Annotated in this window: 25 protein-coding genes and 1 riboswitch; of the genes, 5 read left to right on the top strand and 20 right to left on the bottom strand. The window is 68.4% G+C overall.

The features are described 5' to 3' along the window. Nucleotides 1-5: 5 nt before the first annotated feature. The 9 genes from ACFVH2_RS04920 to ACFVH2_RS04880 form a co-directional block, all read right to left on the bottom strand. Nucleotides 6-818 carry an NUDIX hydrolase gene (locus tag ACFVH2_RS04920; RefSeq protein ID WP_378422841.1) on the bottom strand — a complete coding sequence of 271 codons (813 nt, stop codon included), beginning with the start codon at nt 816-818 and terminating at the stop codon, nt 6-8. 32 nt (nt 819-850) lie between these two features. Further along, the gene (locus tag ACFVH2_RS04915) at nt 851-1,681 is read right to left on the bottom strand and encodes an ABC transporter ATP-binding protein (RefSeq protein WP_378422839.1); all 831 of its coding nucleotides are present in this window, start codon (nt 1,679-1,681) and stop codon (nt 851-853) included. Nucleotides 1,682-1,754: 73 nt separating this feature from the next. After that, nucleotides 1,755-2,369, bottom strand: a complete 615-nt coding sequence (locus tag ACFVH2_RS04910) for a hypothetical protein (protein ID WP_378422837.1) — start codon at nt 2,367-2,369, stop codon at nt 1,755-1,757. Beyond that, on the bottom strand, nt 2,366-2,971 hold the full coding sequence (locus tag ACFVH2_RS04905) for a TenA family protein (protein ID WP_378422835.1): 606 nt from the start codon (nt 2,969-2,971) through the stop codon (nt 2,366-2,368). Before ACFVH2_RS04905 ends, ACFVH2_RS04910 begins: the two co-directional genes overlap by 4 nt. Next, nucleotides 2,968-4,329, bottom strand: coding sequence for a purine-cytosine permease family protein (locus ACFVH2_RS04900; RefSeq protein WP_378422833.1), 1,362 nt, complete (start codon nt 4,327-4,329; stop codon nt 2,968-2,970). The genes ACFVH2_RS04905 and ACFVH2_RS04900 overlap by 4 nt, the downstream gene beginning before the upstream one ends. After that, a riboswitch (TPP riboswitch) is annotated at nt 4,321-4,431 on the bottom strand. Its footprint overlaps the gene before it by 9 nt. 51 nt (nt 4,432-4,482) lie before the next feature. Beyond that, complete coding sequence (locus ACFVH2_RS04895; RefSeq protein ID WP_378422831.1) at nt 4,483-5,247, bottom strand: peptidyl-tRNA hydrolase; 765 nt, start codon at nt 5,245-5,247, stop codon at nt 4,483-4,485. Further along, nucleotides 5,244-6,464 carry a phosphoserine phosphatase SerB gene (gene serB / locus ACFVH2_RS04890; RefSeq protein ID WP_378422829.1) on the bottom strand — a complete coding sequence of 407 codons (1,221 nt, stop codon included), beginning with the start codon at nt 6,462-6,464 and terminating at the stop codon, nt 5,244-5,246. Before serB ends, ACFVH2_RS04895 begins: the two co-directional genes overlap by 4 nt. A gap of 121 nt (nt 6,465-6,585) precedes the next feature. Further along, complete coding sequence (ctaD, locus tag ACFVH2_RS04885) at nt 6,586-8,319, bottom strand: cytochrome c oxidase subunit I (RefSeq protein WP_378422827.1); 1,734 nt, start codon at nt 8,317-8,319, stop codon at nt 6,586-6,588. 173 nt (nt 8,320-8,492) lie between these two features. After that, nucleotides 8,493-9,329 carry a DUF427 domain-containing protein gene (locus ACFVH2_RS04880; protein ID WP_378423179.1) on the bottom strand — a complete coding sequence of 279 codons (837 nt, stop codon included), beginning with the start codon at nt 9,327-9,329 and terminating at the stop codon, nt 8,493-8,495. A 165-nt stretch (nt 9,330-9,494) separates the two neighbouring features. Here ACFVH2_RS04880 and ACFVH2_RS04875 point away from each other — a divergent pair, with 165 nt between their 5' ends. From ACFVH2_RS04875 to ACFVH2_RS04860, 4 genes are all read left to right on the top strand, one after another. Further along, on the top strand, nt 9,495-10,571 hold the full coding sequence (locus tag ACFVH2_RS04875; protein WP_378422825.1) for an ABC transporter substrate-binding protein: 1,077 nt from the start codon (nt 9,495-9,497) through the stop codon (nt 10,569-10,571). A gap of 129 nt (nt 10,572-10,700) precedes the next feature. After that, nucleotides 10,701-12,350: a GMC oxidoreductase gene (locus ACFVH2_RS04870; protein WP_378422823.1), complete on the top strand. Its 1,650-nt coding sequence runs from the start codon at nt 10,701-10,703 to the stop codon at nt 12,348-12,350. A 228-nt stretch (nt 12,351-12,578) separates the two neighbouring features. Further along, nucleotides 12,579-12,752: a hypothetical protein gene (locus tag ACFVH2_RS04865; RefSeq protein WP_378475689.1), complete on the top strand. Its 174-nt coding sequence runs from the start codon at nt 12,579-12,581 to the stop codon at nt 12,750-12,752. Next, nucleotides 12,752-13,246, top strand: a complete 495-nt coding sequence (locus tag ACFVH2_RS04860; protein ID WP_378422819.1) for an NUDIX domain-containing protein — start codon at nt 12,752-12,754, stop codon at nt 13,244-13,246. Before ACFVH2_RS04865 ends, ACFVH2_RS04860 begins: the two co-directional genes overlap by 1 nt. On the opposite strand, the gene ACFVH2_RS04855 is transcribed toward ACFVH2_RS04860, so the two are convergent. The 5 genes from ACFVH2_RS04855 to ACFVH2_RS04835 form a co-directional block, all read right to left on the bottom strand. Continuing rightward, entirely contained in the window at nt 13,215-13,601 is a 387-nt protein-coding gene (locus ACFVH2_RS04855; RefSeq protein WP_378422817.1) for a VOC family protein, read from the bottom strand. The genes ACFVH2_RS04860 and ACFVH2_RS04855 overlap by 32 nt on opposite strands. Before the next feature lie 152 nt (nt 13,602-13,753). Further along, nucleotides 13,754-14,728, bottom strand: a complete 975-nt coding sequence (gene nrdF, locus ACFVH2_RS04850; protein ID WP_378422815.1) for a class 1b ribonucleoside-diphosphate reductase subunit beta — start codon at nt 14,726-14,728, stop codon at nt 13,754-13,756. A gap of 37 nt (nt 14,729-14,765) precedes the next feature. Continuing rightward, on the bottom strand, nt 14,766-16,952 hold the full coding sequence (gene nrdE / locus ACFVH2_RS04845) for a class 1b ribonucleoside-diphosphate reductase subunit alpha (protein WP_378422813.1): 2,187 nt from the start codon (nt 16,950-16,952) through the stop codon (nt 14,766-14,768). Beyond that, nucleotides 16,910-17,368 (bottom strand): class Ib ribonucleoside-diphosphate reductase assembly flavoprotein NrdI, encoded by a 459-nt coding sequence (gene nrdI / locus ACFVH2_RS04840; RefSeq protein ID WP_378422811.1) that lies wholly within the window; start codon nt 17,366-17,368, stop codon nt 16,910-16,912. The genes nrdE and nrdI overlap by 43 nt, the downstream gene beginning before the upstream one ends. Before the next feature lie 23 nt (nt 17,369-17,391). Next, nucleotides 17,392-17,625 carry a redoxin NrdH gene (locus ACFVH2_RS04835; protein ID WP_378422809.1) on the bottom strand — a complete coding sequence of 78 codons (234 nt, stop codon included), beginning with the start codon at nt 17,623-17,625 and terminating at the stop codon, nt 17,392-17,394. A gap of 442 nt (nt 17,626-18,067) precedes the next feature. Between ACFVH2_RS04835 and ACFVH2_RS04830 the strand changes: the two genes are divergently transcribed. Beyond that, nucleotides 18,068-18,886, top strand: a complete 819-nt coding sequence (locus ACFVH2_RS04830) for a siderophore-interacting protein (RefSeq protein WP_378422807.1) — start codon at nt 18,068-18,070, stop codon at nt 18,884-18,886. An 84-nt stretch (nt 18,887-18,970) separates the two neighbouring features. On the opposite strand, the gene ACFVH2_RS04825 is transcribed toward ACFVH2_RS04830, so the two are convergent. From ACFVH2_RS04825 to fabG, 6 genes are all read right to left on the bottom strand, one after another. Next, a complete protein-coding gene (locus ACFVH2_RS04825) occupies nt 18,971-20,653 on the bottom strand; it encodes an MFS transporter (RefSeq protein ID WP_378423177.1) in 1,683 nt (560 codons plus the stop codon). A 75-nt stretch (nt 20,654-20,728) separates the two neighbouring features. After that, entirely contained in the window at nt 20,729-21,190 is a 462-nt protein-coding gene (locus ACFVH2_RS04820; RefSeq protein WP_378422805.1) for a MarR family winged helix-turn-helix transcriptional regulator, read from the bottom strand. 74 nt (nt 21,191-21,264) lie between these two features. Continuing rightward, nucleotides 21,265-21,705: a MarR family winged helix-turn-helix transcriptional regulator gene (locus ACFVH2_RS04815; protein WP_378422803.1), complete on the bottom strand. Its 441-nt coding sequence runs from the start codon at nt 21,703-21,705 to the stop codon at nt 21,265-21,267. Nucleotides 21,706-21,803: 98 nt separating this feature from the next. Next, nucleotides 21,804-22,583, bottom strand: a complete 780-nt coding sequence (locus ACFVH2_RS04810) for an SDR family oxidoreductase (protein ID WP_378422801.1) — start codon at nt 22,581-22,583, stop codon at nt 21,804-21,806. Next, nucleotides 22,580-23,566: an NADPH:quinone oxidoreductase family protein gene (locus tag ACFVH2_RS04805; protein ID WP_378422799.1), complete on the bottom strand. Its 987-nt coding sequence runs from the start codon at nt 23,564-23,566 to the stop codon at nt 22,580-22,582. Before ACFVH2_RS04805 ends, ACFVH2_RS04810 begins: the two co-directional genes overlap by 4 nt. A gap of 47 nt (nt 23,567-23,613) precedes the next feature. Continuing rightward, entirely contained in the window at nt 23,614-24,372 is a 759-nt protein-coding gene (gene fabG, locus ACFVH2_RS04800) for a 3-oxoacyl-ACP reductase FabG (RefSeq protein WP_378422797.1), read from the bottom strand. Between the last annotated feature and the right edge of the window lie 9 nt (nt 24,373-24,381).

The following is a 24,381-nucleotide window of genomic DNA, read 5'->3' as shown; positions in this document are numbered from 1 at the left end:
GAAGGCTACCGCTTGCCCCAGGGGTGCGCCCCGGCGGCGTAGTACGGCTCCTGGCCGGGGAACCGCACCCGCCACGAGCCGTCGTCCTCCTGATACAGCGTCGGAAGGATCACCGGGATCTCCGGCTGCGCGGCGAGAATCTCTGCAACGCTTCCGTATTCGCCGATCGACCGCAGCTGGCTCCAGGTCGGCGGGAGCAGCATCGCGCGGCCCTCGATCCAGTCCGCGACGGCCTGCTCCGGGGTCTGCCAGGTGACCTCGGCTGCCTCCGAGGTCTCGCCGTCGGCGACCTGACCGGCGGGGGCCGCGGCCACGAAGAACCGGGTGTCGTAGCGCCTGCCCTCACCGATCGGGGTGATCCAATTCGCCCACGGCCGAAGCAGATCCGCGCGCAGCACCAGGTTCTCGCGCGCGAGGAACTCGCTGAACGAGAGCTCGCGTGCCTCCAACTGCTTGCGCGCCTGCGCATATCCGGCAGTGTCCGCGACGACGGTGTCCGCGGTCGGCCCGGCCAGCAGGACACCGCACTCCTCGAAGGTCTCCCGCACCGCCGCACAGACCAACGCCTTCGCCCGGCCCTCGTCGACACCGAAGCGCTCCGCCCACCACGAGACCGGCGGCCCGCTCCAGGCGACGGCGGCCTCGGCGTCCTGCGGGTCGACGCCGCCGCCGGGGAACACGGTCATCCCGCCGGCGAAGGCCATCCCGCCGACACGGCGGAGCAGGAACACCTCGGGTCCGGACGCGGAGTCACGCACCAGGATGACGGTGGAGGCGTCCTTCGGGGGAACTTCGGGATGTGCTTCGAATGTGGCCATGTGTCGGACGTTACAACCATCCCGAAGTGGGGTCAGCGGCGGTGCTGGCCGGGCAGTCGCGCCCGCCTGGCGAAGAACCGTCCGTCCACCCGGTCCAGGGCGATGGACTGACTGAACGCCTCGGTCAGGTTCTCCGCGGTGATCACGTCGTCGATCAGGCCCTGCGCGACCACCTGCCCCTCCTTGAGCAGCAGCGCGTGGGTGAAGCCCGGCGGGATCTCCTCGACGTGGTGGGTGATCAGCACGGTGGCCGGCGCATCCGGATCGGCCGCCAGGTCCGACAGTCGCGCGACGAGTTCCTCGCGGCCGCCGAGGTCCAGACCGGCGGCCGGCTCGTCGAGCAGCAGGAGTTCTGGATCGGTCATCAGGGCGCGCGCGATGAGCACCCGCTTACGTTCGCCCTCGGACAGGGTGCCGTAGGTGCGGTCCGCCAGGTGCTCGGCGCCGAGGCTCTCGAGCATCTCCACGGCGCGCGTGGTGTCCATCTCCTCGTACTGCTCGCGCCAGCGTCCGAGCACCGCGTAGCCGGCCGAGACGACGAGATCGCTGACGACCTCGTCGGCGGGCACCCGGTGCGCGAGCGCGGACGAGGACAGCCCGATCCGGGGTCGCAGTTCGCTGACGTCGACGCGTCCCAGCGTCTCGCCGAGCAGGTTCGCGTGACCGGAGGTCGGGTGCACCTCGGCGGCCGCGATCCGCAGCAGCGAGGTCTTGCCCGCGCCGTTGGGCCCGAGCACAACCCACCTCTCGTCGAGTTCCACCTTCCAGGTGACGGGACCGACCAGGGTGACACCGCCGCGGCGGATGAGCACGTCGTCGAAATCGATGAGCAGATCGGGATCAGGTTCGGGCACGGCAGCCATCCTCTCTCACCGGCGCCGCCCGCACACAACGGGAGCCGTCCGCGTGTCGGGCATGCCCGACCGCACTTGCGGGTCAGCGCGTCAGATCGTCCCAGAACTGCACCTCGAACTCGGCGACCCGGCCGAACGCCGCCCGCTGCGCCGGCGTGGGCTCGCCCGCACCCAGCAGCTCGCCGAGGTCGGCGACGTAGTCCGCGAACGGCGGCGCGCTCCAGTTGTCGATGAAGGAGCGGTACCGCGAGTCGGCGGCCGCGGCGCGCTCGCGGACGGTGGTCCACGCGTCGAGGTACGCCTTCTCCACGCCGTAGAGCACCGCCGAGGCGATCTCGTAGCCGTCGTGCAGGCTGGCGAGCATGAACGAGGTGTACGACGCGCAGCCGAGGCTGGGCCGGTACCCGTCCCGGTCGAGTCCCCGGGCGTCGAGTTCGTCGCGGAAGAGGCCGAGTTCCGGTGTGAGAGCGGCGATCCCACCTGCGAGGACGTCGCGGGACCGTTCGTCGGGTGCGAGGGTCAGCACGCCGGCGAGGAAACGGCGGAACTCCACCACGAACGCGTGGTCCTCGAGCAGCCAGCGGTCGAACGACTCGGCGGCGAGCGTGCCGTCGGCGGTGGCCAGGACGAAGGGGTGCTCGGCCAGGCGCCGCCAGCGCTCGGCCTCGCCGTCGACCAGTACGCGGGCCCGGCTCATCGCGCGTCCCAGAACGCGAGTTCGTGGCGCATCGCCGACATGAAGGCCGCCTCCGCGACCGCCGGGTCGGGGTCCGCCTCGTCGAGCATCGCCGCACACCGGTCGGCGAGCGCCGCGAATCCCGGATCCGCGTAGGTGTCCACCCAGCGGCGGTAGCGGGGATCGGCGGGCGGGTGCTCCGCGAGCGCGATACCGAGCTGCGAGTACCCCCACATGCACGGCAACAACGCCGCCAGCCCGCGACCGTAGTCGGACGCCGCGTCGAGCAGGAAGCCCGTGTAGGCCTCGCACTGCGGACTCTTGACCGCGGAGTCGAACCGCGCGCCAAAGGGTTCGGACAGCTCGCGGTGCAGGCTCAGCTCCTCGTGCAGGGTCGAGTGCGCGAGATCCACCAGGTAGCCGAGGTGACCGTCGGGCGCCTGCCAGGCCAGCCGCGTGAACACCCGGGTGTAGTCGAGCAGGTACAGGTAGTCCTGTTCGAGCCAGCTGCGGAACACCGCCGGGTCGAGGTCGCCGCGCGCGATCCCGGCCACGGTGGGATGCGCCAGCTGCTGCGCCAGCAGCGGCCGACCGAGCTCCTGCAGTCGTGTCGAGAGACTCACGCCCGCACCGCCTTTCGGGCACCGATGAGGCCGATCACCGCGGTCAGCACGCCGGCCACGATCAGCGAGGCCAGCGACGCCGACCAGCCGGCGGACGGAATCCCCAGCGAGGACTGCAGATTCGTCCACCATTGCGTCCATCCCGCACCGAATCCGGTGAAGTAGGTCGGCGTGACGAGCTGGTACACCACGAACCCGACCGCCCAGGGCACGAGCATCCCCCACCGCGAGGGCGCCGACTCGGACACGTCCCAGACACCCCGCTTGATCAGGTAGAACGAGACCAGGAAGGTCGCGGTCAGCGGCACGAACACGGCACCGATCAGGAACAGGAACGGCTCGTAGCTGTAGGCGTCCACGCTCAACGCGAGCAGGGTCGCGACGGCGCCCACCCCGACGACCAGGTACCGGCGGTCCAGCGAGGGCCGCAGGTTCTGCGCGCTGATCGCGGTGGAGTAGATGTTCGCGAACGCTTCGTCCATCTCGTCGGCGACCAGGATCAGCAGCGCGACACCGGCGAGCGGGAGCACGAGCAGACTGCCGATGATGTCGAATCCCGGTTCGAGGCCGAACGCCACGAAGGCCAGCACACCGAGCGCGAAGAACGCCACGGTCGCCCCGCCGTATCCGATCGTGGCGCCGAGGAACGCGGCCCGCGGGGAGCGGGAGTGCCTGGCATAGTCGGCGGCCAGCGGCACCCAGGAGATCGGCATCGCGATCACCAGATCCACGCTGGTCCAGAATCCGGAGAAGTTGCCGTCGGTGAGCGAGGGCAGGTCCCTCATCAGCACGTTCACCAGGAGGTACACCGTCGATCCGATCGCGGCCCACACGGCATACCTGGCGAGGATGTGCACGACCTTGAGCGGGCGCAACGCCATCAGCGTGGCGAGCACGCCCGCCACGAGCACGAACGGCCAGCGCTGCCACCCCGTCAGCCGGGCTGCGGCCTCCGCCATGACGAACACCTCGAAAGTCGCCCAGCCGACACACTGGACGAGGTTCAGCACCGTCGGCAGGGCGGACAGCTTGCTTCCGAGCAGCCCGCGCATCATCACCATTGCGGGGGCGCCGACGGATGCGCCGGCGGACGCGGTCAGACCGAGCAGCGTCGAACCGATCAGCGCGCCGACGACCACCGCGAGCAGGGTCGCCAGCAACGACTGTCCCTGCAGCACGGTGTAGGTCGCCGCGACCGGGAGCAGCAGCGAGATGCCGAGATTCCCCCACAGGCCGACCTGGGCTCCGAGACCCAGAGTGCGAGTGGGGTTCTCGTCGAGAGTGAAGGACGGCTCCGAGGACTCGACCGAAACCGAACCCGGGGACGACTCCCCGGGTTGTGAACGCACAACAGACATCGCGCTGCTCCCTACGCCGGAATGACCCGGATCAGGTGTGACGGTCGGAGCAGCCGTGCTCCCTCTCAGCCCTACGACGCCAGGGCTCCCGTGCTGGACGCGCTCACCTTAAGCCGATCCGCAGCTCTTTACCAAGCCCGCCCCCTGCCCGCGTCAGACGTGCGCGATCACCGTCGTCGACCCGGGCGCCACCTCGGTGAAGCCGGCGTCGCGCACCGCGACCGCCCGACCCGCCGCCAGCTCGCCGACGAGCGTCGACCACCGGTCGGGGTCGGCGTCACGCACCGCGCACCGGAAGCCGTCGCGGGCCCACAGCCAGGCCCGCTCGGCGGTCATCGCGCCCGCCAGGATCATGGCGGCGTGACCGACCTGCGCGGCGGCCTTGCCGACGGTCATGCCGAGCGAGCCGTCGACCCACAGCACGACCGTCCCGTCGTGTGGATCGTCGGGACGGTCGTGGTCGAGGTCGGTGCCGCCGATCTGCAGCTTGCGAATTCGGGGGTCGAGCGCACCGACCGGTCCCGGCACCAGGGCACGTGCCTGCGCCCCGCCGACGTCGGCGGTGACCCCGTCCACCGCCTGCGCGGCCAGCCATTGCGCACCCCGGGCCCGTCGCGCGACCTTGCGGATGCGCGCACCGGTCCAGGAACGGTAGTCGGCGCTCCACGGACCGGGCTCGCCGTCCTCGCCTGCACCGACCCGCTCGTCGAGGCAGAGCGCGACCGTCGCCGTCGCCGCGGCCGCCAGCAGGGCACTGCGGGCGGGCGGGGCGGCCTTGGGGATGTGCAGCACCAGGGGCATCGCGAGCACCAGCGACGGGTCCTCGGGATCCGGGCGGTCGCCGTAACCGGCGGCCAGCACCGCGTGGCGGGCCCGGAAACCGGCGTCTGGCCGGGTCTCCGGAACCCCTTGTGTCACAGTGGGACCCGACGTACCAGACCGTCCGCTGCGTCGGCCGCCTCGACCTCGTCCCGGGTCACGCCGAGCACGAAGAGGACCGCGTCGAGGAACGGGTGGGACAGGGCCGTGTCGGCGACCTCTCGCAGGGCGGGCTTCGCGTTGAACGCCACGCCGAGACCCGCGGCATTGAGCATGTCGATGTCGTTGGCGCCGTCGCCGACCGCGACGGTCTGCTCCATCGGCACTCCGACCTGGGCGGCGAACTTGCGCAGCGCCACCGCCTTCGCGGCCCGGTCGACGACCGCGCCGATCACACGGCCGGTGAGCTTGCCGTCCACCACCTCGAGCGTGTTCGCCTCGACGAAGTCCAACTCCAGGTCGTGCGCGAGCCCCTCGATGACCTGACGGAAACCCCCGGAGACGACCCCGCAGTGGAAGCCGAGCCGGCGCAGGGTGCGAATGGTGGTGCGGGCACCCGGGGTCAGCTCGAGGTCGCGGCCGACCTCGTCGATGACGGAGGCGTCGAGGCCGGCGAGCACGGCGACGCGCTGGTGCAGCGACTCGGCGAAGTCGATCTCCCCGCGCATCGCCGACTCGGTGACCGCACGGACCTCGTCCTCCTTACCCGCGCGGGCGGCGAGCATCTCGATGACCTCACCCTGCACGAGCGTGGAGTCCACGTCGAACACGATGAGCCGCTTGGCTCGCCGGGCCAGGCCCGCGAGCTCGATGGCGATGTCCACGCTCTCCTCGACCGCGACCTCCGCGAGGGCGGTGCGCAGGGCTCCGTTGGCGTCCGCTCCGCTGTCGGCGGCGGTCACCATCAGCTCGAGCCCGGTGAGCGGGTAGTCCGCGATGCCGCGGATGGAGTCGATGTTCGCGCCCTGCTTGGCCAGTTCGCGGGCGATCTGCCGCAGTGCGCGGGCGGTCACCGGGCTGCCGAGCACGACGACGGCGTGGGTGGACGGCGCGGGCTTGGCGCCGGCGTCGGACCCGATCTCGACGTCGACCGACATCCCGACGGTCGCCATCGCGTCCTCGAGGGCCTCCTGCAGGGCCTCCGGGTCCGACGGGCAGGACACCAGCACGCCGAGCGTGAGGCGCCCCCGGATCACCACCTGCTCGACGTCGAGCAGGCTCACACCGTGGCGCGCGAGCGCCGCGAGCAGAACCGAGGTGACGCCGGGACGGTCCGGTCCCGTGACCGTGACCAGGACCGTGGTGCCTGAACCCACCGAGAACTCCCTCCATCCCGCGAATGCCGCCGCGGGGTCGTGATCCATTGTGCCAACCACAGTATTTCCCAAACGCAAGGCCCCGCCCGAAGCTCGGGCGGGGCCTTGTGTGTGGTTGTGACTAGTGCGCGTCCTCGAGCACCTTCGCCGACTTGTCGCCGTGGCCGGGTCCGACGTGCGCCTCGGCGCGCATCCGCTCGACCATGTGCGGGTAGTGCAGCTCGAACGCCGGGCGCTCCGACCGGATCCGGGGCAGCTCGGTGAAGTTGTGCCGCGGCGGCGGGCAGGAGGTGGCCCACTCGAGCGAGTTGCCGTAACCCCACGGGTCGTCCACGGTGACGATCTCGCCGTAGCGGTAGCTCTTGAAGACGTTCCACAGGAACGGCAGCGTCGAGGCACCGAGGATGAACGCGCCGATCGTGGAGATGGTGTTCAGGGTGGTGAACCCGTCCGAGGGCAGGTAGTCGGCGTAGCGACGGGGCATGCCCTCGTTACCGAGCCAGTGCTGGACCAGGAACGTGGTGTGGAAGCCGATGAAGGTGGTCCAGAAGTGCCACTTCGCGAGGCGCTCGTCCATCAGGCGCCCGGTCATCTTCGGGAACCAGAAGTAGATGCCGGCGTAGGTCGCGAACACGATGGTGCCGAAGAGCACGTAGTGGAAGTGCGCGACGACGAAGTAGGTGTCGGTGACGTGGAAGTCGATCGGCGGGCTGGCGAGCAGCACGCCGGACAGGCCACCGAACAGGAAGGTGACGATGAAGCCGACGGAGAACAGCATCGGCGACTCGAAGGTCACCTGCCCCTTCCACATGGTGCCGATCCAGTTGAAGAACTTCACACCGGTCGGGACCGCGATGAGGAACGTCATGAAGGAGAAGAACGGCAGCAGCACCGCGCCGGTGGCGTACATGTGGTGCGCCCACACCGCGATCGACAGGGCGGCGATACCCAGCGTGGCGTAGACCAGACCGCTGTAGCCGAAGAGAGGCTTGCGGCTGAAGACCGGGAAGATCTCCGAGACGATGCCGAAGAACGGCAGCGCGATGATGTACACCTCGGGGTGACCGAAGAACCAGAACAGGTGCTGCCAGAGCAGGACTCCACCGTTGGCCGGGTCGAAGATGTGCGCGCCGAGGTGCCGGTCCACGAACACACCGAGCAGTGCCGCGGTGAGCAGCGGGAAGGCGAGCAGGATCAGGACGCTGGTCACCAGGATGTTCCAGGTGAAGATCGGCATCCGGAACATGGTCATGCCGGGGGCACGCAGGCAGATCACCGTGGTGATCATGTTGACGCCACCGAGGATGGTGCCGAGGCCGCTGACCGCGAGGCCCAGGATCCACAGGTCCGCGCCGACGCCGGGCGAGTGCACCGCGTCCGTGAGCGGGCTGTAGGCGGTCCAGCCGAAGTCGGCCGCGCCACCGGGGGTGATGAAGCCGGCGGTCGCGATGGTGGAACCGAACAGGTACAGCCAGTAGCTGAACGCGTTCAGCCGCGGGAACGCGACGTCGGGGGCGCCGATCTGCAGCGGCAGGATGTAGTTCGCGAAGCCGAACACGATCGGCGTCGCGTACATGAGCAGCATGATCGTGCCGTGCATGGTGAACAGCTGGTTGAACTGCTCGTTCGACAGGAACTGCATGCCCGGGACCGCGAGCTCCGTACGCATCAGCAGGGCCATCAGACCGCCGATGAGGAAGAACGCGAACGCGGTCACCATGTACATGATCCCAAGCACCTTGGGGTCTGTCGTGGTGACCATCTTGTAGATGTACGAGCCCTTGGGTCCCAGTCGCGCCGGGTAGGGCCGCTTGGCCGCTATCTCGGGGACTGGCTGGGGCGCTACGGCAGTCACTGATCCTCCTGAATGTGCCCTTGGTCGCTCCGCAGGCTCCGCTCTGGACATCCAGCCCCGGGGCAGCGAGGCGAACGTCCTCATGGCTTGCGCTCTGAGGAATCGTAGACCGTCGCCCCACGATCCGCGGAGTCGGTCCTACCCACTGTCGTACTTCGTGTCGCGTATCCCCGTCAGCCCATCTCTGACCAGGGAGTACGGGGACGTTCGATCGGCGTGCCGTCGACGACGAGGTCGAGTCGCTCTTGATAGAAGGCGACCAGGCCGGCTATCTGCGGGCAGTCCGGCAGCGGCCGTTCGTAGCTCCACGCGATGTCGGTTCCGGCGTCGCCGAACCCGTCGACGGAGTAGTACGACGCCTCGCCCTTGTAGGCGCAGTAGGTTCGGGTCGCGCTGGGCACCAGCGGAACGCCGACGTCCTCGCGCGGCAGGTAGAAGCGCGTCACCGGCAGCAGGGTCTCGAACACCACGGACGGTCGGTCCGACTCGGCGAGCACCAGGCCCTCGAGCTCCAGGCGAACCCTCCGCGAGGAGCGACGAACGTCGACCCGGTGGAAAGGATCGCGCGGGTGGCCGAGGATCGGCTCGTCCTCCTCCCACCAGTCGAACGCCTCGAAGTCCAGCAGCACCAGCCTGGACAGCACCTCGTCCGCGGGCCGGAACGCGGCACCCTGGTACACCTCGTCGTCGGTGGCGATGTCGAGCGCGGTTCCGTGGCAGGTGTGCGCGGCGAAACCGACACCAGGGCCGAGCGCCGGGCCGGTCTGCTCGTCCAGGAACACCGGCATCTGCCTGCCCTCACCGCCCGCGGCCGGGGACAGCGTGCCCTGCACGTCGCGGATCGGCACCGCGTAGACCGGGACCACCCGGCGGGGCTCCCACACCAGCACCGCGCCGAGGGAGTCGGCCACCACCCGGTCGCCACTGCGAGCGCGGATCCGCTTCCCGGTAGGCAGGTACCGAAGCTCGCCCAGGTCCTGCAACACCCTCTTGTGCATCGAGACGGCCATGCCCTCCATGGTGCGCGCCGCGGCCGCCGGAGGGCCACGAATCGGCACCGGAGTATTTGCTAAGGTTTCGCTTACCTAACTGACTCGGGAGCCGTCGTGGGGCGTTCGGGGTCGACCCGCACCGCGTCTAGTCTCGAATCGCCCATTCGTCAGGAGGATCCACCCATGCGCAAGACCGCGCTCATCCGCCGCCTCGCCCCAGCGGCCCTGCTCACGGCCTCGGCGGTGGTGCTCGCCGGCTGCGGCGGGTCCACCACCGACAACGCCGCGAGCAGCATCGTGCGCAGCACTACCAGCGTGGCGGGCGCGGGCGTGCTCGGCAATGCTCGGGCGACCGAGAATGTCTGCGGCCCAACCACTCCCGTCGATCCCGAGGGCGTCACCGGGACCGTCCGCAAGGTCGTGCACGCCGCAGGCGAGACCGAGGTTCCCGCCGACCCGCAGCGCATCGTCGTCCTCGACACGGACAAGCTCGACACCGTCTGCGCCCTCGGACTGCAGGACCGCCTGGTCGGCGCCGCGGTGACCGGTGCGGTCGGGTCGCAGCCGAAGTACCTGGGCCCCGAGATCGCCGGGCTGGAGCCGGTCGGCACCGTGCAGCAGCCCGACATCGAGAAGATCGCGACGCTGCACCCGGACCTGATCCTGGGCTCGAAGTTCCGCACCCCCGACCTCTACCAGCAGCTCAGCGCCATCGCCCCGACCACGTTCACCGAGAATGTGGGCACCACGTGGAAGGCGAACATGGCGCTCGACGGCACCGCACTCGGCCGCGGGGCCAGCGCTCGCCAGTCGCTCGACGCCTACCAGGCCGAGGCCGGCGAGACCGGGAAGTCACTGAACTCGTCGGAGACTCAGGCGTCGGTGGTGCGATTCATGCCCGGCGTCATCCGAATCTACGGACCGGACAGCTTCTCCGGCCAGGTGCTCGCCGATGCCGGCGTGCAGCGCCCGCCGTTCCAGCGCCTCGAGGGCGCCAAGGACCGCCGCTTCGCCGAGATCAGTGAGGAACAGCTGTCCAAGACCGAGGGCGACATCATCTACGTCAGCTTCTACGGCGACGAGGCCCAGGGGCAGGGCATGAAGGTGATGGAGGGCGGCATGTGGGAGAGCCTCGGCGCGGTCAAGGACAGGCGGGTGTTCAAGGTCGACGACGAGATCTGGATGACCGGCATCGGCGTCGTCGCCGCCCGCGGCATCCTCGACGACCTGAAGGCGTCCCTCAACGGCTACGCCAACTAGGGCATGTCTCCCCAATCTGACCAAGCCTGTGCGGCACCATATTCGGTGACCGATCCCCGGTGATCCCGCCGGACACGTTCATCGCGAGACAGCGCCCCCGCCCGGCCGTGGGCGCGTATCTTCCACCGCGTGACCACAGCAGAGTTTGCAGCACGCGCCCCGCACAGCCGACGATCCGTCCTTCGCGGGGCGGCCCTGAGCCTCGGAGCCATCGCCGCGGGATCCATCGTCGGACCGTTGGCCAACGCGCAGGTCGGGGCTGCACCGACGGCGCTGCGCGGTAAGACCGCGATCGTCGTCGGCAGTGGGTTCGGGGGCGCGGTCGCTGCACTGCGCCTTGGCCAGGCCGGTGTGCAGACCACGGTCCTCGAGCGCGGTCGTCGGTGGCCCATCGCTCCGGCTGGCGACACCTTCTGCACCATCAACGAACCGGACCGCCGGTCCGCCTGGTTCGCCGACCAGCCTCCGATCAACCCGCTGACCAAGTTCACGCACATCGACCGCTACCCGGGCCTCATCGACCGGGTCAAGGGGAACGGCATCGACGCGCTGTACGGGTCGGGGGTCGGCGGCGGCTCACTGGCGTTCGGCGCGTTCACCCCGCAGCCTCGGCGCAACGACTTCACCCGGGTCTTCCCCGCCCAGATCGACTACGACGAGCTGGATCGGACCTACTACCCGCGGGCTCGGAAGATGCTGGGCACCTCGCCGCTGCCGGCGGATCTGCTCGCTCATCCGAACTACCGGGGCGCGCGGGCCTGGCTGGACTACATCCAGGACTTCGGCGGCGAACCCGTCCTGCACGACTTCTGCGTGGACTGGGACGTCGTCCGCGGCGAGCTCGCGGGGCGCAGGCCCGCGTCCTACTCGATCGGCGAGGGCCCGTACGGCAGCAACTCCGGCGCCAAGAACAGCGTCGACCACAACTACCTGCCTGCCGCCGAGGCCACCGGAAACGTGACCATCCTGCCGTTGCACGAGGTGGTCGAGATCCGCGAGGTGTCCGGGCAGGACCGCTTCGAGGTGTCGGCCAAGCGGATCGACGAGGCCGGCGCCGTGCTCGAACACAAGACGTTCGTCGCCGACTTCGTGTTCATGGCCGCCGGCTCGTTCTACACCAGCTCGCTGTTGGCCACCGCCAAGGCGAAGGGCACCCTGACCAGGCTGAACGACAAGGTCGGCAAGGGATACGGCAACAACGGCGATTTCCTGATGTCGCGAGTCCTGTTGCGCCGCGACTGCGGTGCCAGGCAGGGCGGACCGGGCGTCGCCGTTATGTACGACGACGACAACCCGGACGGGCCGGTCTCCATCTCCTGGGAGGCCTCGCCGTTCCCGGACGTCGCCGGTGGCGGCACCATGGCCAACCTGATCCAGGTGATCACCGACGAACGCGGCAGCGTCGACTACAACCCGGCGACGGGCCGCGCCGAACTCAACTACCCGTTCGGCGAGGCGAACAGTGACGTCGACGCGCGTGGTAGGAATTTCGCCGGCCGCTTCCACGAGCGCACCGAGACTCGGCTGGGTTCGCCCGCGACCGGGATACCGGTCTACACAAGGCTGAGCGACTTCGGCTCGGGCTGCACCTGGCACGGACTCGGCGGCGCGGTGATGGGGCAGGCTTGCGACTTCGAGGGCAAGGTCGAGGGGTACTCGAACCTCTTCGTCGTCGACGGCGCCCTCCTGCCCGGGTCGACGGCGCTGGTCAACCCGGCGCTGACGATCACCGCAGTGGCCGAACGTTGCCTGGACCGCTTCGTGCAGTCCCGATCGTGACGCGCCACCGATTCGACAGCGTCGAGGGCCGCACCACACCAAGTGGGAACCAGGGCATGTCTCCCTGATCTGACCAAGCCTGTGCGGCACCATATTCGGTATGGCGCCGCACGAATGTGATCAGCGACGAACAGTGGGCGATCGTCTGACCCCTGTTGCCGTCCTCGGACGGCAACAGGGGTCACCCCCGAGGGCACGTTCCCGTTCGCCGAGACGTCCGACGGCAACATGGTCGGCACCGACGCGATGACCCGAATCCAGTTCGCGCAGTTGGACACACCGGCGAAGGCGGGGACCTCCGACTTCACCGACGTGCCCGCCCGGTTCGCGGCGCCGCTGCAGCTGAGCGTGCTGTTGCCGTACTCGGGCCAGCAGGCGGCCCCGGTCAGCTTCCGGTACTGATGCCGGTCCCCGATTTCGTCGCGGCTCTGCGTGCGCACGTCGGACACGCCCCGTTGTGGCTGTCCGGCGTCAGTGCGGTCGTCGTCGACGATTCCGGCCGAATCCTGCTGACCCGCAGGGCCGACAGCGGACTGTGGGCGGTGGTCTCCGGCATCCTCGAACCCGGCGAGGAACCGGGACCGGCGGCGCTGCGGGAGATCCGGGAGGAGACCGGCGTCGTGGCGGAGCTGGTCCGCATCACCAGCGTCGACACCGCGGGTCCGATCACATACCCGAACGGCGACGTCGCCAGCTATCTCGACGTGTGCTTCCTCGCTCGCGCACTGTCGGGCGATCCGTACGCCGCCGACGAGGAGAACCTCGAGGTCGCCTGGTTCGCGCCGGACGAGCTGCCGGCGGAACTGACCGACAGCTCGTCGCGCCGCATCGAGAAGGCCCTGCGGGGCGAGAGCGAGGCTTGGTTCATCCGCCGGCCAACTCCCACAGGCCCATGATGTTGCCCTCGGTGTCCTTGAAGTACGCCGCGAAACCCATCTCGCCGACCGGCTGCTTGGCCTGAATCGTCTGGCCGCCAAGCGACTCGATCTTCGCCAGTGCGGCGTCGATGTCGGCGACGTCGACGGTGATCACCGGACCCTGCGGCGAGTCCGCACTGCGCTCGAACATGCCACCGCCGATGTAGCCGGGTTCGGCGGGCATCCCCGACTCCGCGGCCGGCCCGGTCGAGACGATCGTGTAGTCCATCTCGGGCATCTCGACGACGTTCCAGCCGAATGCCTGCTGGTAGAACTCCCGGGCGCGGGCCCCGTCGCCGAACGGGACCTCGAAGTGCACAACCTTGCCGCTCATAGTCTCTCCTCACCAGAAGTGAAACTTCGGACGATGCCGACGCTAGCCCCACCCATCGGTACCCACAACGCCCGAATGTCGCATTGGTTCAGCTGAAGTGAACCAATGCGACATTCGGGCGGTCGCGCGTGTGGTGCAGCGGAGCGGGTCGGTCAGAAGTCCCAGTCCTCGTCCTCGGTGTTGACGGCCTTGCCGATCACGTAGCTCGAGCCCGACCCCGAGAAGAAGTCGTGGTTCTCGTCCGCGTTCGGCGACAGCGCCGACAGGATCGCCGGGTTCACGTCGGTCTCGTCCTTCGGGAACAGCCCCTCGTAGCCGAGGTTCATCAGCGCCTTGTTGGCGTTGTACCGCAGGAACTTCTTGACGTCCTCGGTGAGCCCGACCTCGTCGTAGAGGTCCTGGGTGTACTCGACCTCGTTGTCGTAGAGCTCGAAGAGCAGCTCGAAGGTGTAGTCCTTGAGCTCCTCGCGCTCGGCCTGGGTGAGCTGCTCGAGGCCCTTCTGGTACTTGTAGCCGATGTAGTACCCGTGCACCGCCTCGTCGCGGATGATCAGCCGGATCAGGTCCGCGGTGTTGGTGAGCTTGGCGCGCGAGGACCAGTACATCGGCAGGTAGAAGCCGGAGTAGAACAGGAACGACTCGAGCAGCGTCGAGGCGACCTTCCGCTTGAGCGGCGAGTCACCGTTGTAGTACTCGAGCACGATCTCGGCCTTGCGCTGGAGGTTCGGGTTCTCCTCCGACCAGCGGAACGCGTCGTCGATGTCGCGGGTGCTGCACAGCGTCGAGAAGATCGAGCTGTAGCTCTTGGCGTGCACCGACTCCATGAACGCGATGTTGGTGTACACCGCCTCCTCGTGCGGGGTCAGTGCGTCCGGGATGAGGCTGACGGCGCCGACGGTGCCCTGGATCGTGTCGAGCAGCGTCAGGCCGGTGAACACCCGCATGGTGAGCTGCTTCTCGTTGGCGGTCAGCGTGTTCCAGGACGGGATGTCGTTGGACACCGGGACCTTCTCCGGCAGCCAGAAGTTGCCGGTGAGGCGGTCCCAGACCTCCGCGTCCTTCTCGTCGGGGACGCGGTTCCAGTTGATCGCCGACACGCGATCAATCAGCTTGATCTTCTGGCTCACGATTTCCTCACTCCATTCGAACGAACGACCACCGGCGCTACAGCATGCACGAGACGCAGCCCTCGACCTCGGTGCCCTCCAGCGCCATCTGACGGAGCCGGATGTAGTACAGCGTCTTGATGCCCTTGCGCCACGCGTAGATCTGCGCCTTGTTGATGTCGCGGGTGGTGGCGGTGTCCTTGAAGAACAGCGTCAACGACAGGCCCTGGTCGACGTGCTGGGTCGCCGCCGCGTAGGTGTCGATGATCTTCTCGTACCCGATCTCGTAGGCATCCTGGTAGTACTCCAGGTTGTCGTTGGTCAGGTAGGGCGCCGGGTAGTAGACGCGGCCGATCTTGCCTTCCTTGCGGATCTCGATCTTCGACGCCACCGGGTGGATGGAGCTGGTGGAGTTGTTGATGTACGAGATCGAACCGGTCGGCGGGACGGCCTGCAGGTTCTGGTTGTAGATGCCGTGCCGCTGCACCGACGCCTTCAGCTCGCGCCAGTCGTCCTGGGTGGGGATGTGCACGCCCGCGTCGGCGAACAGCTGCCGCACGCGCTCGGTCGCCGGCTCCCACACCCGGTCGGTGTACTTGTCGAAGTACTCGCCCGAGGCGTACTGGGACTCCGGGAACCCGGCGAAGTACGTGCCGCGATCCTTCGCGATCTCGTTCGAGGCCCGGATCGCGTGGAACACCACCGTGTAGAAGTAGATGTTCGTGAAGTCGATGCCCTCGTCGGAGCCGTAGTGGATCCGCTCGCGGGCCAGGTAGCCGTGCAGGTTCATCTGCCCGAGACCGATGGCGTGACCCTCGTCGTTCGCCCTCCGGATCGACGGGACGGAGTCGATGGAGGTCTGGTCGGCGACCGCGGTCAGCGCACGGATCGACGTCTCGATGGTCTGCGCGAAGTCCGGCGAGTCCATCGTCTTGGCGATGTTCAGCGAACCGAGGTTGCAGGAGATGTCCTTGCCGATGTGGCTGTAGGACAGGTCGTCGTTGAAGGTCGACGGCGTGGAGACCTGCAGGATCTCCGAGCACAGGTTCGAGTGGGTGACCTTGCCCGCGATCGGGTTCGCCCGGTTCACGGTGTCCTCGTACATGATGTACGGGTAGCCGGACTCGAACTGCAGCTCGGCGACCGTCTGGAAGAACTCGCGCGCCTTGATCTTCGACTTGCGGATCCGCTTGTCGTCGACCATCTCGTAGTACTTCTCGGTGACGTTGATGTCCGCGAACGGCACCCCGTAGATGCGCTCGACGTCGTACGGCGAGAAGAGGTACATGTCCTCGTTCTTCTTCGCCAGCTCGAACGTGATGTCCGGGATGACCACGCCGAGGGACAGCGTCTTGATGCGGATCTTCTCGTCCGCGTTCTCGCGCTTGGTGTCGAGGAAGCGGTAGATGTCCGGGTGGTGCGCGTGCAGGTACACCGCGCCCGCGCCCTGGCGCGCACCGAGCTGGTTCGCGTACGAGAACGAGTCTTCGAGCAGCTTCATGATCGGGATGACGCCCGAGCTCTGGTTCTCGATCTTCTTGATCGGGGCACCGTGCTCGCGAACGTTGCTGAGCAGCAACGCAACTCCGCCGCCGCGCTTGGACAGCTGCAGCGCCGAGTTGATGGAGCGGCCGATCGACTCCATGTTGTCCTCGATGCGCAGCAGGAAGCAGGAGACGGGCTCGCCGCGCTGCTTCTTGCCGGAGTTGAGGAACGTCGGGGTGGCCGGCTGGAAGCGGCCGGAGATGATCTCGTCGACGAGCCGCTCCGCGAGGCTCTCGTCGCCGGCGGCGAGGGTCAGCGCGACCATGCAGACGCGATCCTCGAATCGCTCGAGGTAGCGCTTCCCGTCGAAGGTCTTGAGCGTGTACGAGGTGTAGTACTTGAACGCGCCGAGGAACGTCGGGAAGCGGAACTTGTGCGCGTACGCGCGGTCGATCAGGTCCTTGACGAAGTTACGGGTGTACTGATCGAGAACCTCGCGCTCGTAGTAGTTCTCCTTGATCAGGTAGTCCAGCTTCTCGTCCTGGTTGTGGAAGAAGACGGTGTTCTGGTTGACGTGCTGGAGAAAGTACTGGTGCGCCGCCTCGCGGTCCTTGTCGAACTGGATCTCGCCGTTCGGGCCGTACAGGTTGAGCATCGCGTTCAAGGCGTGGTAGTCGAGCTCCCCCGCGGACGCGTCGGGTCGTGCCGCAGCGCGCTCTACACTCCCAGCCGGGGCTGTGTCTGTGATTGTCGGTGCCACTGTTCACTCTCCATGAATTGTTCGAGCCCGTCTCGGACGGCCACTACGTCTTCGGCGGTTCCCATGAGTTCGAAGCGGTACAGGTACGGGACCTGACACTTCTGTGAAATCACGTTTCCGGCATAGCAGTACGACTCGCCGAAGTTCGTATTGCCGGCAGCGATCACTCCGCGAATGAGGGAGCGATTGTGCTTGTTGTTGAGGAATCTGATGACCTGCCTGGGCACGTAGCTCGTGTCGCGTCCGGTCACTGTCGTCCCACCCCCGTAGGTGGGCAGGATCAGGACGTACGGTTCGTCGACCTCGAACGTGCCCTCGCGGTCGTGGAGCGGAATGCGGGTCGCAGGCAGGCCGAGCCTCTCAACGAAGCGGTGCGTGTTCTCCGACGCGCTGGAGAAGTAGACCAGCGATGTCACAGCCGATCATCTCCGCACGGTCTTCAGGCGGCGGCCGCGGCGAGCGACTTGATCCGGTCCGGACGGAAACCCGACCAGTGATCGTCACCTGCCACCACGACGGGGGCCTGCAGGTAGCCGAGCGCCATCACGTAGTCGCGGGCCTCCGCGTCCTCGGTGATGTCGACGACGGAGTACTCGATACCAGCCTTGTCGAGCGCCTTGTAGGTCGCATTGCACTGAACGCACGCCGGCTTGGTGTAGACGGTGATGCTCATCTAAGTCCCTCTCTCCCCTGGCTTACGGAACCGATCAGAGAACTGTGTCGCTCGGTACTGCGGGTAACTCGGTACTGCCTCAACACGGTGAAACGGCCTCGCTGTCGTTTCGGGCTTCCCCGCCCGACTCGACTCGCTGGTTAACCAGCGAAATCTTGACGAAACTGTGATGTCTATCTCACCTACTGGAACAGCGCTCTGGCCTGCAGTTCTCGACCGTTCCGGCTCTGCCCTCTCGGTGTTCTAGACACTACACCTAGTGTCCGACATATCCATAAGGCGCGAGATGTTGTGAACCACAAAGCTGGAATTCCCAGGTCGTAAGCCCCCGACCGGGTCGCAATCACCCCCACCTCGGCGTGTCGCAGCTCACATTTCGGCCGCTCGGCGGCCGGGCCCGGCGACATGTGCTGTCGAGCCAGCAAACACCTATGGTGGGGCGGTGCCGACCCCCGACGAACCACAGTTTCGCGCCCACGTGGCCTCGACCGGCCTGCTGTCCCCGAGCCTGCGCCGGATCCGATTCGCGGGTGCCGGGCTGTCCGACTTCTCGTCCAGCGGCGACCCCGACGAGCGGGTGCTGATCGAGCTCGACGGCCACCGGCGCAGCTACACCGTCCGGTACTGGGACGCCGCCACCGGCACCCTCGACGTCGACTTCGCGATCCACGCCGGCGGGGCCGCCGCGGCCTGGGCCCGCACGGCGACCGTCGGGTCACCGGTCCTGCTCTCCCGCGCCAAGGGCTGGTATCACCCGCCCGCGGACGCACACTGGCAGCTGCTGCTCGCCGACCTGAGCGCGCTGCCCGCCGCGGCCCGCATCGTCGAGAACCTGACGCCCGGCACGGCGGTGCACGTGATCGCCGAGGTCCCCGACGCCGGCGACGAGCAGCGCTGGGCCACGGCGGCCGACCTGACCGTCACCTGGCTGCACGGCACCGGCAACGGGTGCGGTCCCAGCGCACTGCCCGGCCACCTGGCCGCCCTTCCGCTGCCGCCCGGACGCGGGTACGTCTGGTCGGCGGGCGAGAGCGGGGCCTCCCGCGCGATCCGCGCGCACCTGCGCCGCGAGCTCGGTTGGGGCGCCGACCGGTTCGACGTGATGGGCTACTGGCAGGCCGACAAGGAACGCTGGCTGGCCCGTTACCGCGAGGTCGAGTCGCGGATCGAGGAGCTCGCGGCCCGGGAGCTGTCGTCCGGCAAGAGCTTCGACGAAGTGCGGGACGCGGTGGACGCGGCGCTCGACGAGGCCGGGCTCTGACGGCACCCGCCGGACACGACGGTGCCCGCCGGATCCCGGGTTCGACACCGGATCCGACGGGCACCTGCGTTTCGACGTCGACCGTCAGTCGAGTTCGGGCGAGACCTGCCTGCCCGCCGGGGCGGCGTGCCGGCCCGACGGCGCGTCGGCCGCGGCCAACCGGTCCTCGATCTCGTCGACCTCCGCGATCAGTTCGCTGTCGACGACGGCGCCGGAGACCGAGGCCACCTCGGCGGCGCCCTGCGCCGCGCGCTCGGCGTCGAGTTGCTGCATCGCGCTCTTGTCCTTGAGCGCGACCTCCCGGATGAAGGCGATCGCGATCAGGCTGAGTGCGGCCAGGATGCCGGAGATCAGGAACACCCGGCCGGTCGCGTCGCCGTAGGCGGCACGCACGATGGTGCCGATCTGCTCGGGCAGTTCCTTGAGGTTCGACAGCCCGGCACCGGAACCGCTCGACTGACTCATGTCCACGCCCGCCGCGGTCAGGCCCTCCGTGGTCAGCTCCGTGACGTGCGAGGACAACACCGCACCGAGCACCGAGACGCCCGCCGCGCCGCCGAGCGACCGGAAGAACGCGACGGTCGCGCTGGCCGAACCCAGGTCGGACGGTGCGACGTTGTTCTGCACCGGCAGCACCAGGTTCTGCATGGTCATGCCCATGCCCGTGCCGAGCACGAACAGGTAGATACCGATGAGCACCATGCTGGTCGCGTGGTCCGTCGTCGAGAGCAGCAGGAAGCCGGTCGCCATGCCGATCGCACCGATCACGAGGAAGCGCTTCCACTTGCCGTACTTGGTGATCAGCGAGCCCGAGACCGTCGACGAGATCATCGAGCCGAACACCATCGGCAGGGTGAGCAGGCCGGCGGCGGTCGGCGAGTAGCCACGGGCGATCTGGAAGTACTGGCCGAGGAAGACCGCGCCACCGAACATGGCGACGCCGACGGCGATACTGGCGAGGGTGGCCAAGGTCATGGTGCGGTCGCGGAAGAGCCGCAGTGGCACGACGGGGTCCTTGGCCTTGGTCTCGGCGAAGATCGCCAGGCCGAGCAGCACGACTCCCGTCGCGACCAGCTCGTAGGACGTGGCCGATCCCCAGGCGAAGTTCTTGCCCGCCAACGTGACCCAGATGAGAATCACGCTCACCCCCGCGGCGATGAGGGTGGCACCGACGTAGTCGACCTTCACGTCACGCTTGACCACGGGCAGGTTCAGGGTGCGCCCGATGACGATCAGCGCGATCACTGCCAGCGGCGCCCCGACGAAGAAGCACCACCGCCAGCCGAGCCAGCTGGTGTCGACGATGACGCCGCCGATGAGGGGGCCGGCGACGGTCGCGATGGACATGACCGCGGCCATCGGACCCTGGTACCGGCCACGTTCGCGGGGGCTGAACATCGCGGCGATGACGATGACGACCAGCGCCTGCAGGCCGCCGAGCCCGAGGCCCTGCACCGCGCGGAAGCCGATCAACATTCCGACGGAGGTCGACAGCCCGGCCAGGACCGAGCCGACGGTGAACACCAGCAGCGCGAGCTGCACCAGGATCTTCTTGTTCACCAGGTCGGCGAACTTGCCCCAGATGGGGGTGGTCGCGGTCGAGGCGAGCAGGGTCGCGGTGACCACCCAGGTGTACTGGTCCTGGGTGCCGTGCAGATCCGTGATGATCGTGGGCAGCGCGTTGGAGACGATCGTCGACGACAGGAACGCGACGAACATGCCCAGTAGCAGGCCGACGAGCGCCTCGATGCGCTGCTTGTGCGTCATCGGGCCGGGGCCCTCCGACGCTGAAGTATTGGGCGGAATGTCCTGGGACACGGGTGAACTCATGCGGTGTTACTCCTAGAGAACGGAAGCCGGCAGCGGGGCGGATTCGGCGTCGAGCGCGGAATGCAGGCGGTCGAGCCGACCGACGAGGTCGGCGACCTCCTCCTCGCTCCAGTCGGCGATCGCCGTGCGCAAACGGTCGAGTTGGGCTTCGCGATGGATTCGCAGGGCTTCGGCCCCCGACTCGGTGAGCGAGAGCAGTGTCGCCCGCCCGTCGACCGGGTCGGGCATGCGCCGAACGTAGCCGAGCGATTCGGCGTGGGAGACCTGGCGACTGAGTGCGGACTGCGTGACCCGCAACTCCTCCGCCAGCGCACTCGGCCGGTGCCCCTGCGAGCACTCGACGTGCCCGAGCAGCGCCCCGAGCGGCGGCGGCAGCATGCCCAGATGCTGCGACCGCGCGGACACCCGGCGAGACTGTCGAACCAGTCCCCGCAGGGTGTCGATCAGATTCGCCGCGGTTTCCGGACTGACCATCTCACCCTCCATTAGTTGATACCTGCAACCATAACTCAATTGATTGCATGTAGCAACTATCGATATGGGGGTGGTCAGTCCGGGTCGACGGCGGTGCCGAGGCGGCGCAGCAGCGAAGTCAGGGTCCGCAGGTCGTCCGGATCCCACTGGGACAGGTCCCGGCGCCAGGCCGCGACGGCCTCCGCTCGCTGGGCGGTCAACAGGCTCCGCCCCTCCTCGGTCAATGCCACGAGCCGGGCGCGGGCGTCGTCCGGGTCGGGGATGCGCAGCGCGAGACCGAGCCGGCTCAGCGCGTCGATCTGCCTGGTCAGCGTCGACTTCTCGACGACGAGTTCGGTGAGCAGGGTCGACATCGGCACGGCCGCGTCCTGCCGCGTGAGCAGCATCAGCAAGGGGTAGCAGGCGGGGTCGAGCTTGGGATGGATCCGGTGCGCGCGCTCACGGGTGCGGATCGTGCCGCGCCGCCACATGTCCACCAACTCGGCTTCGAGGTCGGCAATCGGATCGGTTGTCACTACGCGCAATCCCTTCGCTCGGCGTGCGCGAGTCATCAAACCAGGTCGCGGCGCGACGTGCGTCACGGCGGGCGGCTTCCCGCCCGCCGTGACGAGGATCAGCGGGTGCCGCTGATCCCACCGTCCACCGGGATCACGGTGCCGGTGAGGTAGGCACCCGCAGGCGAGGACAGGAAGATCGCGACGCCGGCGATGTCCTCGGCTCGACCGACCCGGCCGAGCGGGACCCGGGCCTCCATCGCACTGCGCAGCTCGGGATCGTCGAGCACGAACGCCGTCATCTTCGTCGGGAACGGTCCCGGCGCAATGGCATTGACCGTGATGTGGTCCGGCGCCAGGGTGGCCGCCACTTTGCGGGTGAGCATGTGCACCGCGGCCTTGCTCGCACCGTACGAGTAGTTCTCGCTCCCGGACACGACCAGCCCGTCGATCGACCCGATGTTGACCACCCGGGCCGGGTCGTCGGCGGTCGCCGCGGCACGCAACTGCGGCAACAGCTTCTGCGTCAACGCGAACACGGCCTTGACGTTCACGTCGAAGATCTTGTCGAATCCCGACCCCGGAAATTCGTCGATCGACGCGCCCCAGGTGGCCCCGGCGTTGTTGACGAGGACGTCGAGCTTCGGCGCGAACTCTGCGACTCGCTCGGCCAGGCTCGCGACGCCGTCGTCGGTGGACAGGTCCGCGGGCATCGCGACGCAGGTGCCGAGCGCCGAGAGTTCCTCGGCCGCAACCGCGCACGCATCGGCCTTCCGGGAGCGGACGATCACCGTGGCCCCCGCCTCGACGAAGCCGCGGGCGATCATCAGGCCGATGCCACGCGAGCCGCCGGTGACCAGCACCGTCTTGCCCGCGACGTCGAACAGTCCGGCCGTCATGCGATCCCGAACACGACGCGGCCGACGGTGCTGCCGTCGCCGAGCCTGCCGACGCCGTCCGCGACGTCGGCGAGGCCGAGCCGCTCACTGATCAGCGGCTTGACCGCACCCTCCGCGGCGAGCCTGGTCAGCTCGACGTGGCAGTCGTCGATGGCCTGTTGGTTGTACGCCTTGTACAGACCCCAGTGCAGCCCGATGATCGAATAGTTCTTGATCAGGGCATGATTGAGCGCCGGCTGCGGAATCGTGCCACTCGCGAATCCGATGACGACGATCCGTCCCTCGAACGCGATGCACTTGGTGGATCCGGCGTAGGCGTCGCCGCCGACCGGATCGAACACCACGTCGGCGCCCTTGCCGCCGGTGAACTCCTTGACCACGGACACGAAGTCCTCGGCGCGGCGGTCGATCACCAGGTCCGCGCCCAGCGCGCGGGCGTACTCCGCCTTCTCCGGACCGCCGACCACACCGATCACGGTGGCGCCGGCGGCCTTGCCGAGCTGCACCGCCGCGCTGCCCACCCCACCCGCGGCGGCGTGCACCAGCAGCACCTCCCCCGGTTGGATCCGGGTGCGGCGGTGCAGCGCGAACCACGCCGTCTGGTAACCGATGCTCAGCGCCGACGCCTCGGCGTCGTCGAGGGCCTCGGGCGCGGGAAAGGCGTTGGCCTCCTCCAGCACCGCGTAATCGGCGAATCCGCCGCCGGGCAGGCTGGGGTTGCCGATCACCCGGTCGCCGACGGCAAACGCGGTGACCGCATCACCGACGGCCACGACCTCGCCGCACAGCTCGACACCGGGAGTGAACGGCAGCGGCGGCTTGATCTGGTACTCGCCGCGGCACAGCAGCACGTCCGGGAAGTTCGCCGGCGCCGCGAGGACCCTGACCACCAGCTGACCCGACGACGCGGTCGGATCGTCGACGTCCTCGAGCTTCAGGACGTCACGCGGTTCGCCGAGTTCGTTGACGCGCCATGCCTTCATGATGTTCTCCTCACGGGAATAGGTGGGTGGGTGCCGCGGGCGGGTGGTCAGTCCCGAGGTCCGCCGGCTACGTAGACGACCTGACCGGAGACGAATCCGGCCCCGTCGCTGACCAGGTACGAAGCGGTGTGCGCGATGTCCTCGGGCTGGCCGACGCGCGCGACCGCGATCTCCGCCGATGCGGCCTTCTTCATGTCCTCGAAGTCGATGCCCATCCGTGCCGCGGTGGCGACCGTCATCTCCGTCTCGATGAATCCCGGGGCGATCGCGTTGGCGGTGACGCCGAACTTGCCGAGCTCGAGCGCGAGCGTCTTGGTGAGGCCCTGCATGCCTGCCTTGGCGGCCGAGTAGTTCGCCTGGCCGCGGTTGCCGAGCGCGGAGACGCTCGACAGGTTGACCACTCGCCCGAACTTGGCCTCCACCATGTGCTTCTGCACGGCACGGGTCATCAGGAACGCACCCCGCAGGTGCACGTTCATCACCGAGTCCCAGTCCAGGACGGTCATCTTGAACAGCAGGTGGTCGCGGGTGATGCCGGCATTGTTCACCAGGACGGTGGGTGCCCCGAGCTCGGCGGCGACCCTGTCCACCGCGGCGGCGACCGAGTCCTCGTCGGCGACATTCGCACCGATCGCAAGCGCGGAGCCGCCCGCCGCGGTGACGGCGTCGACCGTTGCCGCGCAGGCGGACTCGTCGAGGTCGAGCACCGCCACCGCCAGTCCGTCGGCGGCGAGCCGCTTCGCGACGGCCGCGCCGATGCCGCGGGCACCCCCGGTCACGATCGCGGTTCTGCGTTCCTGGGCCATGTGTCCTCC

Source organism: Rhodococcus sp. NPDC127527, assembly GCF_042672245.1.
Taxonomy (GTDB): Bacteria; Actinomycetota; Actinomycetes; order Mycobacteriales; family Mycobacteriaceae; genus Rhodococcus_G.
The sequence above is the reverse complement of the archived record's forward strand: the minus strand, read 5'-3'. Positions and strand labels throughout refer to the sequence as shown.